Raw genomic sequence first — 15,155 nt, forward strand, 5'->3', positions numbered from 1 at the left:
TATACTAAGTTTATTAATTAAAAGTAGTTTTCCCAGAAATGTGGGACGTGTAACGATCGAGTGAAGCAGTAACATATAATCTTTAAACTCAGCGTTATAACTTGCTTGTATGCATATATGCAAATAACAGCAGTTCGCTCGGCAATTAAGTTATTTTACTCAGTACAGTGATAAAAAATTGACTAAAGTTGCTGTTTATACCATTTAAGCTAAAGGCAAAGAAAATTGAAACTTACTACCTGCGCCTTTTTGACTTTCTACCTGAATGTGACCGCCTTGCAGTTCAACTAAACGCTGAGAAATAGTTAAACCAATACCTGTTCCCCCAGAATGACGAGCGCGAGATGAATCAGCACGCCAAAAGCGTTCAAACACGTGGGGCAAATCTTGTGCAGCAATACCAATACCTGTATCTACAACAGCAATCCACAGATAAGATGGCTCAGTCCACACACGGATGATAATTGAACCGTTAGTAGTATAACGTACAGCATTACCTAAGAGATTTACTAGTATCTGTTCTGTGCGATCTAAATCCGCCAAAACCATAGGGATTGAAGATGGACATTCTAAACGCAGAACTGGGCCATCTTCTAATAATTGGTCGGTAAATTTATCTACTAATGACTCTAACAAAGGACGCAAATTTACTCGCTGTATATTAATTGCTAAATAACCTGCTTCTGCTTTAGATAGTTCTTGCAAATCGTTGACCAATCGCTCTAAACGCTTAGTTTCTTTTGCTAACCGCCGATAGACATCAGCAGATGGTTCAATTTCACCATCAGCTAGTTGTTCTAAGTAACCGCGTACAACTGTTAGAGGTGTTCGCAGTTCATGGGTCATGTCTCCAATTAGTTCTCGCCGCCGCGCTTCCACGCCTTCTATACTATCTGCCATGCGATTAAAACTAGCGCCTAGTTGATTAATTTCTGGAATATCAGACATGGGTAGCCGTGCTTCAAAATGACCCGCTGCAAATTGTCGGGTAATTTGTTCCATTTCGGTTAATCCCTGCATAATCCTTTTAGATACCCAGTAGCTTAATCCTCCAGCAGCAGTTGTACCAACTATCACCGACCAGAGAGTACTGCGCCGCCAAGCTGTTTCAAATCCTTGCACTAATTCTGTGCGGATATCAATTAAATCTATTCCTTCATTTTCTAGCCGTTCTAAGTGAAGGACAAAGAAACGGGGAGAAGAGATTTTACTAATGATTACTAGACTAAATACCCCTACTATCATCACTACCAAGTGTGAGAATAAGAGGCGCGATGCTAAAGGCAAGGACTTTGTCCAACGCCAGTCACGTTTCATAGTGTTTACCAAATCAGGTAAAAGAAAGAAAAAATGGTTTTGAGCCTCAAGGTATTAGGGATTGATTTATGTGTAGTATATCGATCTCTTCTTCCTTTTTACTTGTTACACCGCGGTGGAGTCATCAAATTTATAGCCTACTCCTACTACAGTTTTAATAAATGTAGGATTAGCTGGGTCAGGTTCAATTTTTTTTCGCAACCGAGCGATGTGAGTATCAACTACACGCTCATCACCAAAAAAGTTATCGCCCCACAGTTTGTCAATTAGTTGAGTGCGGTTCCAAACTCGACCAGGATTGCTGACAAAAGTACTTAATAAGTTAAATTCTAAAGTAGTTAAGTCCAAAATTTCTGGTGGCTGAGAATCTAACTGACGGCTGGCAGTGCGCTGGTCGATATCTACAATAAAATGTTGACTGCGATTAACTTGATGTTGTCCGCCTTGACGGAGGCTACGCCGTAATAAGGCACGCACTCTCGCAACTAATTCTCTAGGGCTAAAGGGCTTGACCATGTAGTCATCAGCACCAGTAGATAAACCAATCACGCGATCGATTTCCTCACTTTTAGCTGTAAGCATCAAAATATAAGGGTCTTTTGCACCTGGTTTTTGGCGAATTCTCGCACAAACCTCTAGCCCATCCAGACCAGGGATCATTAAATCCAAAATAATTAAATCTGGTGGTTGCTCTTGAAACATCCGCAAGGCATTTATACCATCACGGCTAATTCGGCAGATAAATCCTTCTTTTTCTAAAGACAGTTGGATTAATTGCGCAATTTCGGGTTCATCCTCAACAATTAAAATATCCATATAGATGAAGTAAGCGTATACGCAGGGTCGTTCCTGGCTTGTAATTTTAAGCTAATACGCTTACATATTGCATTTTTTCGTAAGAATCGTCATGACCCAATTGTCATTTGTGCTATCTCAACATCAATGACCAATAAATAATAAATCACAGCCAAGAATATTGATGTCCTATGCTTGATAGCTATGTGATTTAAATTTAAAGACTAGAATTTGATAAAGCACGATAATTATAACCAACCTTAGAATCCTTTTGGATATGGTGTTTAATGCTATCAAGGTCAAGAAAATAGTCAGCAACATCAATTAAGTTATCGCTAGTTATTGTACGTAAGCTGATTACTTCTACTCGCACTCCTGTACTGCTAACAGCATTTACTGCATAAGCTAAATCTCCATCTCCACTTACTAATACAGCAGTATCGTAGTAAGGAGCTAAATTGATCATATCTACAGCAATTTCTACATTCAAATTTGGTTTTTTATAATTTTCGGAAGGTTGGAATTCTTTGGTGACTACACGATAACCATTGCGACGCATCCAAAAGAGAAAACCCTGTTGCTTTTCATGGGAGCGTAAACGAATAGCTGGTGATCGCGAGATATCTATTCCTGTATAGAAAAAAGCCCGTAACAACCGCGAATTTTCTGTTAAACGACAAAGTAATTTGAGATAATCAATTTCCAATCCCAGTTGCAAAGCTGCATGAAATAGATTTATGCCATCAATAAAAATAGCTACTCTACCACGATGAACGCCTTGAAAAAGTAAACTTGATACAGCAGAATCTTGTTTTTTTATTTCTTCAGCTTCGTCACCACGATCTACGAGCTGTTGGTTTTGCCAATCAGTTTCCTGATGAAGGGGTTTATCTTTTTCCTTGATAAATGTATTCATATCCATTGTTTGATACCTCTAGATTGTCTATCACAAAAGGTTCTGGGGCAATTGGCACTCAATACTCTTTATCGGCTTATTAGCCTAGCAGCATATCCCATGCTGTAAATTGCTGCAAATCAACATTGCTGCTGTCAATTGTGCAGATTCCAACGTAGAATGTCTGGATTGTGAGTTATGTCGAGACAGATTTAACGAAATATTCCCAATATTCTATAGATAGATCGCTGTAAAGCCACTACTGCTGACTTGTGGCTGACACAGAAACGCGGGATTCAATGCGTTTATGCTTCTGTGGCGCAAGCATTGGCTCGATCTATCAGGATTTATTTGTATTGTACATCCATATTTAACTAAGTTTACTGGAAAACATTTTGTATATTGATCGGGGAATTTTTGCATACCAAGAATAAGATTTAATTACAGATAAATACAGAGAAACTCTTACTGAATCTGAAAAAGAACCACTGTATCAAAAAAAAAGAAAGAAGCAAAGTCTCCTTCTTTCTTTTTTATTAATTGTATTGTGGCAACTATCGAGTTGGTGTTCGTAGTTGGGAATATAGTCCTAGATTTCTAGGCTTCGGGGGTATCCTGGGAGAACTTCTTATGAACGATCGTAGTGTGTTGTCCATCAGCAGAAGTTGCTGTCATTAGATAGTCGATTAAGCTGTCTGAGAAGGGGATACGCACATGAAAAGTACCATCCGGTTTCAGTTTAATGGTATGACCTGCAATGTTGACGATCGCATCCGGTTCTGTGGCTCCGTGGATAATCAATTCAGTATCAGCTACAAACCAGAAATTGGGATAGAGACGGCTGAAGATGCGAACAGTGGTTGAACGTGCTATTGATACCCAACGATCGCTCTCTGCAACATAACCAATTTCTACAATGTAATCGCGATCGCTTGTCGGGATCGCCACAAAGCGATCTTGAGATAATTCTTCACATTCATATTGCTGTACAAACTGGGGAGTTTGATAACTCAGATCGAGATCGGTGACGTCGTAGATCCGAATTGCTAGTTGAGAAATGCCAGAATTCTGCAATACTTGCTTGTCAGTCTCAGAAATGTACCAATTTACATAAGCCCATTTGGAAGTCCGGGGTGTGAGAGTGATGCTGCTTTCAATTGGTGCAGTATTTGCATTTATTAAGTCAGCATGGTCTTGATTTTCGGTGTGAAGACGACTGAAGACGCGCACAATTTCAGAACGGGCTATTGATACCCAATGCTCGCTATCTGTAGCATAGCCAATTTCGGCAATGTAGTCGCGATCGCTTGCTGGGATTGCGATCGAGCTACTTTCTGTTGCTGGGTCAAATTCATGCTGCTGGATAAACTGGGGAGTTTGGTAACTTAGGTCGATACCACTGACATCATATAACCGCAGCGCTAATTGGCAACCTGTATCCTGCAATGCTTGCTTGTTCGCATCCGAAATTCGCCATGAAGCAGTAGCCAATTCTGAAGTCTGGGGTATAAAGCTAATGCTATCTTTGACATTAGTTGCCGCTAAATCATCAGTATCTTCACTTGGGATGTAGGGATTGCTAAACACACGCACAATTGCGGAACGAGCTATTCTTACCCAGCGATCGCCATCTGTAATATAGCCAATTTCGGCAATGTAATTGCGATCGCTTGTGGGGATCGCGACAAAGCGATCGCGTGCTAATTCGTCACATTCATACTGCTGTACTAAATGGGGATTCTGATAACTCAAGTCGATATCGGTGACATCGTACAGCCGCAGTGTCAATTTGGAACCTGAATTTTCCAGTGTTTGCTTTTGAGTGTTGGAAATCTGCCATGACACATAAGCCCACTTGGGTGTGTGGGATCTTAGGTTCACACTGTCTGCATCATTGCCATTTGTTGATGCTTCTACGAGTGATGCATCATTATCTTCGCGATCGCTGTAAAGATTAGCCCAAGCCCCAATTCCTGCACCTGCTGCAACAGCACCACCTGCTAATATCTCTAAATTAGGTGATGCGTCTACGGATGTTGGTTCTGGTAGATTCGATACTATTTCGATAATCTCTTCTTCTGTGGCATCAGTACTTGATTCAGCTTCATCTGCTACTGCATCTAATGCGACATCTGGAACATCGGGTAAATCGGGGAGTGTGGCGGCGGTCTCAATGATTGGCAATTCCGCATCCCCTGCTTGTTCGGGAATCTCAGGTAAATCGGGAAGTGTGGCGGCTGTCTCAATGATTGGCAATTCCACATCCCCTGTTTGTTCGGGAACATCGGGTAAATCGGGAAGTGTTGCAGCTGTCTCAATGATTGGCAATTCCACATCCCCTGTTTGTTCGGGAACATCGGGTAAATCGGGGAGTGTGGCGGCGGTCTCAATGATTGGTAATTCCACATCCCCTGTTTGTTCGGGAACATCGGGTAAATCGGGGAGTGTGGCGGCTGTTTCAATGATTGGTAATTCCACATCCCCTGTTTGTTCGGGAACCTCAGGTAAATCGGGGAGTGTTGCGGCTGTGTCATTCACCGACAATTCAGACTCTGGTGAATCCCATATAGAATAATTGGTATTGCCTACGGGATTTCTACCATCTTCAGAATTTGACTCTGTACCAGTAACTGCCGACCAGGTAGCGGCCCCAGCTGCTATACCTGCACCAGCAGCTACAACTGCACTATCAGTTGAGGTACTATCTTCGGCAATGTTTGATTCTGCTTGAGATTGTTCTTCGTAACGATTTTGAGCATCTGATGCAACTATAGGAACTTCTGAATTATCTGAAGTTGTGGCTGGTAGTTCAGCCTTGGGCAATTCGCTAGTAGCTGCTGTAGGCACTTCTGCTATGTGGGGATAAGGAGTATTGACAACTGCTGCTGGTGCTTCTGTATCCCATGCAGTGTCGCCGTTATTTCTTGTCTCATCTGTCAATCCTGTATCAGAAAAACCAGATGGTATGGCGGCTCCTGTGCCACTAGCTATAGCTGGTGTTGGCGATATGGTAGGCTCTTGGGAAGCTGAGTCTTTATCTGCTTCTTCAACTGCTCGCGGGCGTCTTTTAAGAAACCACCAATAAGACAATCCACCTAAGACCGCTATAGCCAACAAAGGCAATAGTAACCAAAACGGTGCTTCTCTTTGCATCCTTGCATTGTCATTGGCAGCAGGATTTGCTAATGACTCGTTAGGAGCAGTAGTTACGCTAGTATCTGCTGTAGTATTTATAGCCTCTGCTGATGGGGAAGCAGTAACAGCAGTGGTTGCCTCAGGTGCAGGGGAGGTGGTAGTAGTTGTAGCAAATGCTTGCAATCCACCTTGGGCGATCGCAGCTGCTTCAGCTGTTCTGGCTGCTTCTATGGCTTGTTGTCCTGGTGGTGCGATCGCAAAACCGAGAAAACCAGCTATACCAGTATTGGGATTTTTCTTGTAGGCGTAAACTAACGGTTGCGAGAAGGGATATTTCGCATCTGTTGGTGAGGTTTGATGTATCTGAAGAACTCGCACTCCTGGAAGTTGCGATATTTGGTTAGCTAAGGCGTAGCTAATTCCATCCTTACCCAGTTGTTTGACAATTTCTGCGGTATTATCATCAGCTATTTGAGTTGCTGTAGAGCCTGTAGCAAAGTTAGCAGATTTAAAGGCTGGATAACTCCGGAAAGTATTGCGGGTGTCGCTGGTTGTGGGGCGATCGAGAACTTGAATTTTCCCCGGAGATCTGCCTAGTTGCGACCAATCTGTAATTTGACCCCGGAAAATCCTGGCGAATTGCCTAGCTGTCAAGCTTCCTTTAAAAGGATTGTCAGCACCCACAATGATGGCAATTTTTTCTCGGTGTAAGCGCACTTGTTCTAAACCTTGTGCTTGTTCTTGTGGGGTCAAACCACGACCGAGTGCTGCTATATCGATTTTTCCATCTAGCAAAGCTTTTAGTGCCGCATCAGTGCCATTAGCTGCAATTTCAACCTTGGTTCCAGCAAACTGTTTCTCAAAACTTTGTTTCAGATTTTGATTAATTGCACTCAAGCCACTGGAACCATCAATCCGTACTGTAGTTCCATTTTCCACGGTTGTTGGTAGTGGAAAAGAGGGAGCATTAGTTGCAGATTGTGCCAGTATATGTGTTGGCACTAAGAGATTTGTTGTCATAGGCATAGTTCCTATGGCTAGCACTAATGCCAGACGGACTATTGCGCTATCTTTTGTTTCTTTTTGCCACATATGCTCCTTATTAGGGTACAGAAAACAGAAATTCAGCCAGCTTTAAATTTTATATTTTTATGTATCAAGGAGGAGACGCGCTCATTATACATCTCTATTCACTTTCTTCTAAGTTGCTTTTATCGTTATATAGATGTATACTGCGTTTCACTTTATCTTGTCTCTAGCCAAGATTCATAGACTGTTTATGTTTTTTAAAGTATCTCCAGTCAGCCCTACAAGTTAAGTTTGAAGATACTGTCAAACATGTTATTTAGTTAGAATTACGAAGACTGAAGTTGCCGAAAAACGAGTTTTCGCAAAGTATTGGCAATTATATTGTTATGGATAGTTGGCGGATACTGACTTGATAGATCTATTAGCGATCGCCTATAGATTCTAGTCCAAATCAAATCGTTCAGATTATTAATTAACTCATCTTGATAAGCAATTCAGATTCCCGATAGAAAAGTTGGGAATCTTGCAGTCAATCAAAATTAATTACTTAGACAACTTGACTTGCTAAGTAAATATAAAGAAATATAAAGTAATAATTAATAAATAATTAAGATGAAAGTATAAAAATGGTACTCAGGGGCAAAAAATTCAAAAGTTCGCAATTACAAATTCTTTTAGCTGATAGCCTAACAATTTTTTGGGGAGATTGGCTGGATTTACGTATTAGGTTAGTACAAATTGCAGCATCTGGTTTAGTATCACCGCTGATATATATATTAGCGTTTGGTCTTGGTTTAGGTAGTTCAATTAGTTCTAGTTCAGGAATTAGTGGTAACTATAATAACTACTTAGAATTTATTTTGCCAGGAATGGTAGCCTTATCTTCGATGACTATCAGCTTTGGTGGCACAACATTTTCAATTTGTGGTGAGAGGTTATTTACCAAGACATTTGAAGAATTTTTGTTAGTTCCTATACATCCTGTAGCATTGCATCTGGGCAAAATGCTGGCAGGAGTAGTGCGGGGATTGATGACTTCTGGTTCTGTAATTTTGGTGGCATTGCTGCTAACAGGAAATTGGCACTTTCTCCATCCACTTTTTCTGTTGTTACTGGTACTCAACTGTACAGTATTTGCTGGGTTGGGGGTGATTGTGGGATTGAGCGTGCGATCGCTCGAATCTGTAGGATTCTACAACAACTTTGTCATCATCCCCATGTCTTTTTTAGGAGCCACTTTCTTCGACCCCAGCACATTACCAACCGCCCTCAAAGTTTTGGTTTACTTATTACCCCTGACCTATACCAGTATTGGATTGCGGGCAGTCGCCCATTTATCATTATTTGAATTTCCTTGGTACAGTATCCCAATTTTATTAGTAATAGCGATCGCGCTTGCTCTTTGGGGCGGTTATAAATTTGCGCATCAGCAGGATTAGGGAATGGGGCACCAATCATAATTATTCCTTCCCCTGCGCCCTGCCCCCTGCCTCTTGCCTACTCCCTAGCTTTGGTTTTCTCCTGCTTCTGAATTCCATTGAGGAACATAGGCACAAATTTCTCCATAAATGCTTGAGGATCGCGTTGCCAAGCCCGTTGTGCGGCCTCAATTCTGAGTAATTGCAACTCAGGTGCTAGCAAAGTCTGTGGTAAACGTTCCATGAGGTACTGGGGACGTTGCCACAACGGCATGGTATTAGCCACCTCCACTAAGTTGGCAACCCGTCGCAGTTCTGCCCCTAGGGTAATATCCATACCAGACTCAAAGGCTGCTTGTTCAATTGCAGCATACTTGCGCTTGGCTTGTTCTACTTTTTGCCGATGTTCTGGACTTTTATCTGCGATTTGTGCTAACCAGCGATTACCCCAACGGACGTGTCCGGCTTCTTCTGGCAGAATTTTTTCGATGGTTTCGCGGATTTTGATATTTTCTTCAGTTTGCGGTGCTTTTTTCAAGGCGTAGATGTGCGCAGAGAAATACTCGCAACCCCGCTTTTCGGTAATGTTAATCGTGGCTAGGGCAGAAATTACAAAGTCGTCTCGGTCTCTAACTGGATCTTTGCTTTCTTGATCGAGTAACCTTTCAAATTCGTCAATGTAAGAAGAACCTGGTGGCTTGCCAAGATTTGCGCCTAAATCTGCCAACAAGTCAGTCAGCCACATGGCATGACGAGCTTCATCTGATATATGGTGAGATAAATCCTTAATTAGTTCTTTAGGTTGTCCATCTAATAGTTCAATCAAGTCAGTCAGGTCTTTACAACTGCGTTGTTCGCTGTAACGGTAGCGATTGAGGGTAATTAGATGGATTTCGCGATCGCGCACTACCCTTTCAAGGATATCTCTCGCACTCATCGCATTTTGAAATTTCCGCGGATAAATAACTGTCATAGCTTTATTAACTTTTGTAAACTCGGTTTTCATCTGTTTTTGATGGTAGCGTAGTTAGCCTTTACTAGTACACTCGCACTGCCACACTCAACAAAACACTCTCTTTGAAAGCAGTCGAGAGTTGTCTGTATTTGGCGATCGCTCTCAAAAAATACCATTCAAAATCCTATAGCAGCCCAGAATAAAAGATTTTTGAATTTTTTAGACATCGAAAAACTAGATTCCTGTGGAGTATTTTGAACTCCGCACAACAGTTTTGAGCTTTCTGAGACTTTTACACCTCAAATATAAATATGTGTAACGAATAAGCAATCAGCCGTAAGGCAGGTGTACTTCCTGCTTTGTTAACACACTAAAGCCAGATGTCTAAGCTAAACAAGCATTTCAGCTAAATAGAAAATGAGTTTTTTCGTATTTTTTCCACACTAGACCACAGCTTTTGATTAAGTTTTATGACAAAACCTCATTTTGTAACATTGGTTACAGAATTGTTTGCTATATTAAATAGAGAGGAGATTAAATCAATCAACTATAAGTAAAAAATTAGGGAGGACTCAGTTATGTCTATTCAAGAAAAATCTCGTGCAATCATGGCGCGTCAATATCAAGAAGTCAAGAAGCGTCAACAATCGATGCTGATGCGTAGCGCACAAGAACTCGGTCTTCCTGAAGAAATGTCCCACTACTGGAACCCCATTCAAGGAAAAGTAGATCAGGATGCGCGGACACTTTATGGCAGCAGCCATGCAGGTATGAGTTAGGCTGCAAGCGTTTTTAGCTGAGTTGAAGGAGAACATAATACACCATGAATGGTAAATCAGGTGTCTCAACCTTCATAAACGCCCCCTTGAATTTAAAGGGGGTTTTGCATCCTGAGAATTATTAACTCTAAAAAAAAGCCACCCTTGAGGTGGCTTTAAAATTAGCAGCAAGAAATTTCCAGCGGAAAAGGTGAAAAACTTATCTCATCAACTTTTTTACCTTTTGCTGTCTACTTTCTGATTTTTGCAATTAGCAATCGTAATACAGATAAAACTCGTAGGGATGAGGACGTAGTTGTAGCTGCTTAACTTCGTTAACTAGCTTGTACTCAATCCAATTTTGGATAAAGTCTTCTGAAAATACGCCAGTTTCAGTTAAGAACGCATGATCGTTTTCCAGTGCTTCCAACGCCAATTCTAGAGAACCGGGGGTGGAAGGAACTTTAGCTAGTTCTTCTGGAGAAAGTTCATAGATGTTTCTATCTAGAGGTTCGCCGGGATCGATTTTGTTCTTAATACCATCAATACCAGCACAAAGCATCGCCGCAAATGCTAGATAGGGGTTAGAGGTAGCATCTGGACAACGGAACTCTAAACGCTTGGCTTTGGGGTTAGTGCCAGACAGAGGAATGCGCACAGAAGCCGAACGGTTCCCTTGGGAGTAAGCCAAGTTCACTGGTGCTTCATAACCAGGTACTAAGCGCTTGTATGAGTTAGTTGTGGGGTTAGTGATTGCCAATAACGCTGGTGCGTGTTTGAGAATACCACCAATGTAATACAGCGCTGTTTCACTCAAACCAGCATACTTATCGCCTGCAAATAGAGGCTTACCATCTTTCCAAATAGACTGGTGAGTATGCATCCCAGAACCGTTATCACCAAACAATGGCTTGGGCATGAAGGTGACGGTTTTGCCATATTTCTTAGCAACGTTCTTGATGACATATTTGTAAGTCATCAACCAGTCAGCAGCTTCGACTAACTTACCAAAGCGGAAACCCAGTTCGCACTGACCACCGGTGGCAACTTCGTGGTGTTGTTTTTCAATGGGTACGCCGCAGGCTGCCATCGTCAGCAGCATTTCTGTACGGATATCTTGGAAAGTATCGGTGGGTGCAACTGGGAAGTAGCCTTCTTTAAAGCGTGGTTTGTAAGCTAGGTTGGGGCCTTCATCTTTACCAGAATTCCAACGACCTTCTACGGAGTCTACGTAGTAGTAACCTGCGTTGGCGGTTTGGTCAAAACGCGCATCATCAAAGATAAAGAACTCAGCTTCTGGCCCTAAGAACGCTGTGTCACCAATACCAGTTGAAACTAAGTAGTCTACGGCTTTTTGGGCAATCACGCGGGGACAACGGTTATACCATTCGCCTGTACGTGGTTCTTTAATGCTACAAATTATACTTAGTGTTGGCTCTTTCATGAATGGATCGATCCAGGCAGTGTTTGGATCGAGAACCATTGTCATGTCCGATTCTTCGATACCTTTCCAACCCCGGATACTGGAACCGTCGAAGGGTACGCCATCAGTGAATGAACTTTCATCGATTTGGTTGTAGTACACGGTGAGGTGCTGCCATGTCCCTGGTGTATCGATGAATTTCAGATCAATCATCTGAATTTTTTGGTCTTGAATCAATTTCAAGACTTCTTGTGGGGTTGTCATTGTTACTCCTTCTCTGCCAATTAAATAAACTCAATTTAGAATCTTCAAAGCTTGCTGACCCTGCTGAGATGAACCCAATTGTGACACACCTGGAATATCCTAAGGATAGGAGATTAACAAAATTTGTAGTTTTTGCTACAGAATTTCCAGTTTACAGGTTATTTAACCTTTCCCTAACATCTGTACAAAACTCAAACATATCATCTCATAGGGGGCAACTTTGGCATAGAATCCTTAAGTAGCGGATAGATTGTTTTGTGCCGAAACCTATATTGTAATTGGCACAAAAATGACTGTGAATGACAACAGCCAAATAAATATCAAACCATAGATAGTAATGATTGGGAGAAACCAGAATGCGCGATGCAGTAACAACTTTAATTAAGAATTATGACGTAGCTGGACGGTATTTTGACCGGAATGCGCTCGACAGCCTTAAATCCTACTTTGAAAGTGGTACCGCTAGAGTCAAAGCTGCGGCAACAATAAATTCCAATGCTGCTGCAATTGTCAAGCAGGCTGGTGCTAAATTATTTGAAGAACTGCCAGAGTTGATTCGTCCTGGTGGAAATGCTTATACAACTCGCCGTTATGCAGCTTGTCTGCGGGATATGGATTACTACCTGCGCTATGCTACATACGCGTTAGTTGCTGGCAACAACAATGTATTAGATGAGCGAGTGCTACAAGGGTTGCGGGAAACATACAATTCTTTAGGAGTTCCTATTGGCCCAACAGTTCGTGGCGTGCAAATTATGAAGGAAATTGTCAAGGAACAAGTTGTAGCAGCGGGCGTAGCTAATACCGCCTTTGTTGATGAACCATTTGACCATATCACTCGTGAATTGAGCGAGACAGATATCTAGATATAAAGGGCGGGCAAATGTCCACCCTTTAAAAATATCAAAGGCGATCGCTCAAAAAACTTTTGCAAAGGCGATCGCTTTTTTTTAATCCACTATATAAATGCAAAGTCAACACAAAATAAAACATACTTCATACTTAGAAATTTTTCTTTACTATTATCAAGTTTTAAGCGATCGCTAAATAATATTTTTTTGTCAATAAGCAATTATGCTAAAAATTAAATAATCTTGAACATGACTTTTGAGGTTACTTAAAGTTACAAACTTTCCTCAAAAGTTCATAATCAAATCAGAGCGAAAAAATTAGTAATATTCGATGAGTAAAGGGCCTTCAGGAATGAATCGAGAAGTATAGTTAGTCTTTTTACCTAAAGCTTTGAGAGAAGCTATGGCAATAGGAGTTTTTAGCCGCTTCAACTCTTGTAATTCCCAAAAAATTGCCCAAGTAGGCTTGTCAGTTGCAGTAGATGCTGGACGAAACTTAGATTTACCCGGATATCTGCCATTACGAGAATTTGTATGACCAATATACAAACCTTGCCAAGAGGCTTCCGAATTTAACGGTTGATCTATACAATCGGAAGCATAAATTAATACTTCTACTTCTTTACCTGCACGTAATTCATCAGCTTTGCGAAATACTTCAAAAGCCATGCTACCAAAAGCTACTTTGATAGTTTCATCGCTTAATTCACTGTCTAGCTTTTCCATTGTTTCCAATGCAGACAATAAGTGCATCTCTGGAACAGGTGCAAGAATCGCAAAAGAAGTTGTTTTAGCCATGTTCTGTTCCTAATATATGAACTTTTGTAATTATATTTACATTTCTACTGCCAGAGCTAATTTTGGCAAAATTTAGGAAGCGGTTAACTCACGCCAATTACAAAAACGATGGCGATAGATAGATTGACACTTAAATCCGGCACAATAGAAAATGCTCACGCTTATATAGTTCACTTGGCTAAACAACGACTCGATACACTCTTAGTAGAAAGAAATTTATGTGCTTCTCGCGCCTTAGCACAGCGACTCATCCAGGCGGGGGAAGTTAGCGTTAATCAACAGGTTATTGATAAACCTGGTACAGAAGTTGATATTACATCTCAAATTCAGATTAAAGAGCGATCGCGCTTTGTTTCTAGAGGTGGAGAGAAACTTGTCAAAGCTTTGGAAATCTTTGCAATTCCTGTGGAAGGGCGGATTTGTCTAGATGGTGGGATTTCTACAGGTGGCTTTACCGATTGTCTCCTACAAGCTGGAGCTAAACAAGTTTATGGTATTGATGTCGGTTATGGGCAAGTTGACTGGCGCTTGCGCAATGATTCACGGGTGATTTTGCGGGAACGTACCAACTTACGCCAACTACAACCACAGCAATTGTATGGTGAAGCCGCTCCAATTCCCGATTTAGCAGTGGTAGATGTTTCGTTTATTTCCTTAACTAAAATCTTGCCTGCGTTGTGGCAACTCACCCAACCGCCTCGCGAAGCAGTATTATTAGTCAAACCACAGTTTGAAGTTGGCAAATCCCGTGTAGGTAAAAAAGGCGTGGTGCGCGACCCAAACGACCACGCAGACGCGATTTTCCAGGTATTGCAAGCGGCTGAAGCATTAAGTTGGAAATACCAAGGTTTAACTTGGTCGCCAATTACCGGGCCTGCGGGAAATATCGAATATCTTTTATGGTTGAGAATGGATAGCGAAGCACCATCGCCTAGTTTAGAAGCAATTCAGCACGTTACTAAATCAGCGATCGCTGATTTACGAGAAAATTAAACATCGTATATCAAGCACTCAACTGCTTCGGGATTTTGCTCGCAGTATCTTTCTAAATCAGTTTTGCGTTTTTTAGCCTGCTGTTGATGAGCTTTTTCGGCTTGCAATTCTTCCACAATTTCCCATGCTACAGCACAATTAGCAGAATTATTACCGTTGCGATCGCAGGTTGTACGCGCTTCAGTAATAGCTTCTGTGATGGCTTGTTCAAGAGTTTTCGTACCATTCTGGTCAGCATTAACAGCAGCCTGAACTACTTCTAAAGTTGTCTGCATGATACTTTTACCTTTGTGTAGTGAGATAAGAATCAGACTCCTTGCAAAAGGTACTTTTGCAGGTAAATTCTATTCTGACAAATCTGAGAAAAATTTACCTTAATAAAATCATCTTGTTCAATATTTCCTGAAATTAGCATACTCAAATAGCAGGAAATAACTATAAAAAATACAACATACAACACACAATAGGCATAAATCTACTCCTACCTGCGGCATAGGAAAAATTGTGGATTTCTCAAGTAATTA

12 protein-coding genes are annotated in these 15,155 nt (G+C 41.4%); 4 read left to right on the plus strand and 8 right to left on the minus strand.

Annotation, left to right across the window (positions count from 1 at the left end; translation table 11 throughout):
- Window positions 1–204 precede the first annotated feature (204 nt).
- The 4 genes from AACU33_RS04180 to AACU33_RS04195 form a co-directional block, all read right to left on the minus strand.
- A complete protein-coding gene (locus tag AACU33_RS04180; protein ID WP_096587178.1) occupies window positions 205–1,317 on the minus strand; it encodes a sensor histidine kinase in 1,113 nt (370 codons plus the stop codon).
- Between the two features lie 105 nt (window positions 1,318–1,422).
- Window positions 1,423–2,133: a response regulator transcription factor gene (locus AACU33_RS04185; protein ID WP_096587179.1), complete on the minus strand. Its 711-nt coding sequence runs from the start codon at window positions 2,131–2,133 to the stop codon at window positions 1,423–1,425.
- 196 nt (window positions 2,134–2,329) lie between these two features.
- Entirely contained in the window at window positions 2,330–3,034 is a 705-nt protein-coding gene (locus AACU33_RS04190; RefSeq protein WP_096587180.1) for a LabA-like NYN domain-containing protein, read from the minus strand.
- A 570-nt stretch (window positions 3,035–3,604) separates the two neighbouring features.
- Window positions 3,605–7,162 (minus strand): DUF4912 domain-containing protein, encoded by a 3,558-nt coding sequence (locus AACU33_RS04195; RefSeq protein ID WP_339375756.1) that lies wholly within the window; start codon window positions 7,160–7,162, stop codon window positions 3,605–3,607.
- Between the two features lie 635 nt (window positions 7,163–7,797).
- Here AACU33_RS04195 and AACU33_RS04200 point away from each other — a divergent pair.
- The gene (locus AACU33_RS04200; RefSeq protein ID WP_096587181.1) at window positions 7,798–8,610 is read left to right on the plus strand and encodes an ABC transporter permease; all 813 of its coding nucleotides are present in this window, start codon (window positions 7,798–7,800) and stop codon (window positions 8,608–8,610) included.
- Between the two features lie 58 nt (window positions 8,611–8,668).
- Here the strand turns inward: AACU33_RS04200 and AACU33_RS04205 are convergent, their stop codons facing one another.
- Window positions 8,669–9,562 carry a DUF455 family protein gene (locus AACU33_RS04205; RefSeq protein WP_096595125.1) on the minus strand — a complete coding sequence of 298 codons (894 nt, stop codon included), beginning with the start codon at window positions 9,560–9,562 and terminating at the stop codon, window positions 8,669–8,671.
- A 560-nt stretch (window positions 9,563–10,122) separates the two neighbouring features.
- Here AACU33_RS04205 and AACU33_RS04210 point away from each other — a divergent pair.
- Complete coding sequence (locus AACU33_RS04210) at window positions 10,123–10,323, plus strand: hypothetical protein (RefSeq protein WP_096587182.1); 201 nt, start codon at window positions 10,123–10,125, stop codon at window positions 10,321–10,323.
- Between the two features lie 250 nt (window positions 10,324–10,573).
- On the opposite strand, the gene glnA is transcribed toward AACU33_RS04210, so the two are convergent.
- Window positions 10,574–11,989, minus strand: coding sequence for a type I glutamate--ammonia ligase (gene glnA, locus AACU33_RS04215; protein ID WP_096587183.1), 1,416 nt, complete (start codon window positions 11,987–11,989; stop codon window positions 10,574–10,576).
- A gap of 356 nt (window positions 11,990–12,345) precedes the next feature.
- On the opposite strand from glnA, the gene apcB reads away from it, so the two are divergent.
- A complete protein-coding gene (gene apcB / locus AACU33_RS04220; protein WP_096587184.1) occupies window positions 12,346–12,855 on the plus strand; it encodes an allophycocyanin subunit beta in 510 nt (169 codons plus the stop codon).
- A 303-nt stretch (window positions 12,856–13,158) separates the two neighbouring features.
- Here apcB and AACU33_RS04225 read toward each other — a convergent pair whose 3' ends face one another.
- The gene (locus AACU33_RS04225) at window positions 13,159–13,638 is read right to left on the minus strand and encodes a hypothetical protein (protein ID WP_096587185.1); all 480 of its coding nucleotides are present in this window, start codon (window positions 13,636–13,638) and stop codon (window positions 13,159–13,161) included.
- Between the two features lie 174 nt (window positions 13,639–13,812).
- Here AACU33_RS04225 and AACU33_RS04230 point away from each other — a divergent pair, with 174 nt between their 5' ends.
- On the plus strand, window positions 13,813–14,631 hold the full coding sequence (locus tag AACU33_RS04230; protein WP_096595126.1) for a TlyA family rRNA (cytidine-2'-O)-methyltransferase: 819 nt from the start codon (window positions 13,813–13,815) through the stop codon (window positions 14,629–14,631).
- On the opposite strand, the gene AACU33_RS04235 is transcribed toward AACU33_RS04230, so the two are convergent.
- On the minus strand, window positions 14,628–14,906 hold the full coding sequence (locus AACU33_RS04235; RefSeq protein WP_096587186.1) for a Calvin cycle protein CP12: 279 nt from the start codon (window positions 14,904–14,906) through the stop codon (window positions 14,628–14,630). The two genes, AACU33_RS04230 and AACU33_RS04235, sit on opposite strands and share 4 nt — an antisense overlap.
- Between the last annotated feature and the right edge of the window lie 249 nt (window positions 14,907–15,155).

It is taken from the genome of Calothrix sp. NIES-2098 (assembly GCF_963875125.1).
Classification (GTDB): Bacteria; Cyanobacteriota; Cyanobacteriia; order Cyanobacteriales; family Nostocaceae; genus Aulosira.

Bases quoted from the DNA above. Each gene is read 5' to 3' on its own strand.
- AACU33_RS04225 (WP_096587185.1), bottom strand. From the start codon at position 13,638: ATGGCTAAAACAACTTCTTTTGCGATTCTTGCACCTGTTCCAGAGATG.
- apcB (WP_096587184.1), top strand. From the start codon at position 12,346: ATGCGCGATGCAGTAACAACTTTAATTAAGAATTATGACGTAGCTGGA.
- AACU33_RS04205 (WP_096595125.1), bottom strand. From the start codon at position 9,562: ATGACAGTTATTTATCCGCGGAAATTTCAAAATGCGATGAGTGCGAGA.
- AACU33_RS04200 (WP_096587181.1), top strand. From the start codon at position 7,798: ATGGTACTCAGGGGCAAAAAATTCAAAAGTTCGCAATTACAAATTCTT.
- AACU33_RS04180 (WP_096587178.1), bottom strand. From the start codon at position 1,317: ATGAAACGTGACTGGCGTTGGACAAAGTCCTTGCCTTTAGCATCGCGC.
- AACU33_RS04185 (WP_096587179.1), bottom strand. From the start codon at position 2,133: ATGGATATTTTAATTGTTGAGGATGAACCCGAAATTGCGCAATTAATC.
- AACU33_RS04190 (WP_096587180.1), bottom strand. From the start codon at position 3,034: ATGGATATGAATACATTTATCAAGGAAAAAGATAAACCCCTTCATCAG.
- glnA (WP_096587183.1), bottom strand. From the start codon at position 11,989: ATGACAACCCCACAAGAAGTCTTGAAATTGATTCAAGACCAAAAAATT.
- AACU33_RS04195 (WP_339375756.1), bottom strand. From the start codon at position 7,162: ATGACAACAAATCTCTTAGTGCCAACACATATACTGGCACAATCTGCA.
- AACU33_RS04235 (WP_096587186.1), bottom strand. From the start codon at position 14,906: ATGCAGACAACTTTAGAAGTAGTTCAGGCTGCTGTTAATGCTGACCAG.
- AACU33_RS04210 (WP_096587182.1), top strand. From the start codon at position 10,123: ATGTCTATTCAAGAAAAATCTCGTGCAATCATGGCGCGTCAATATCAA.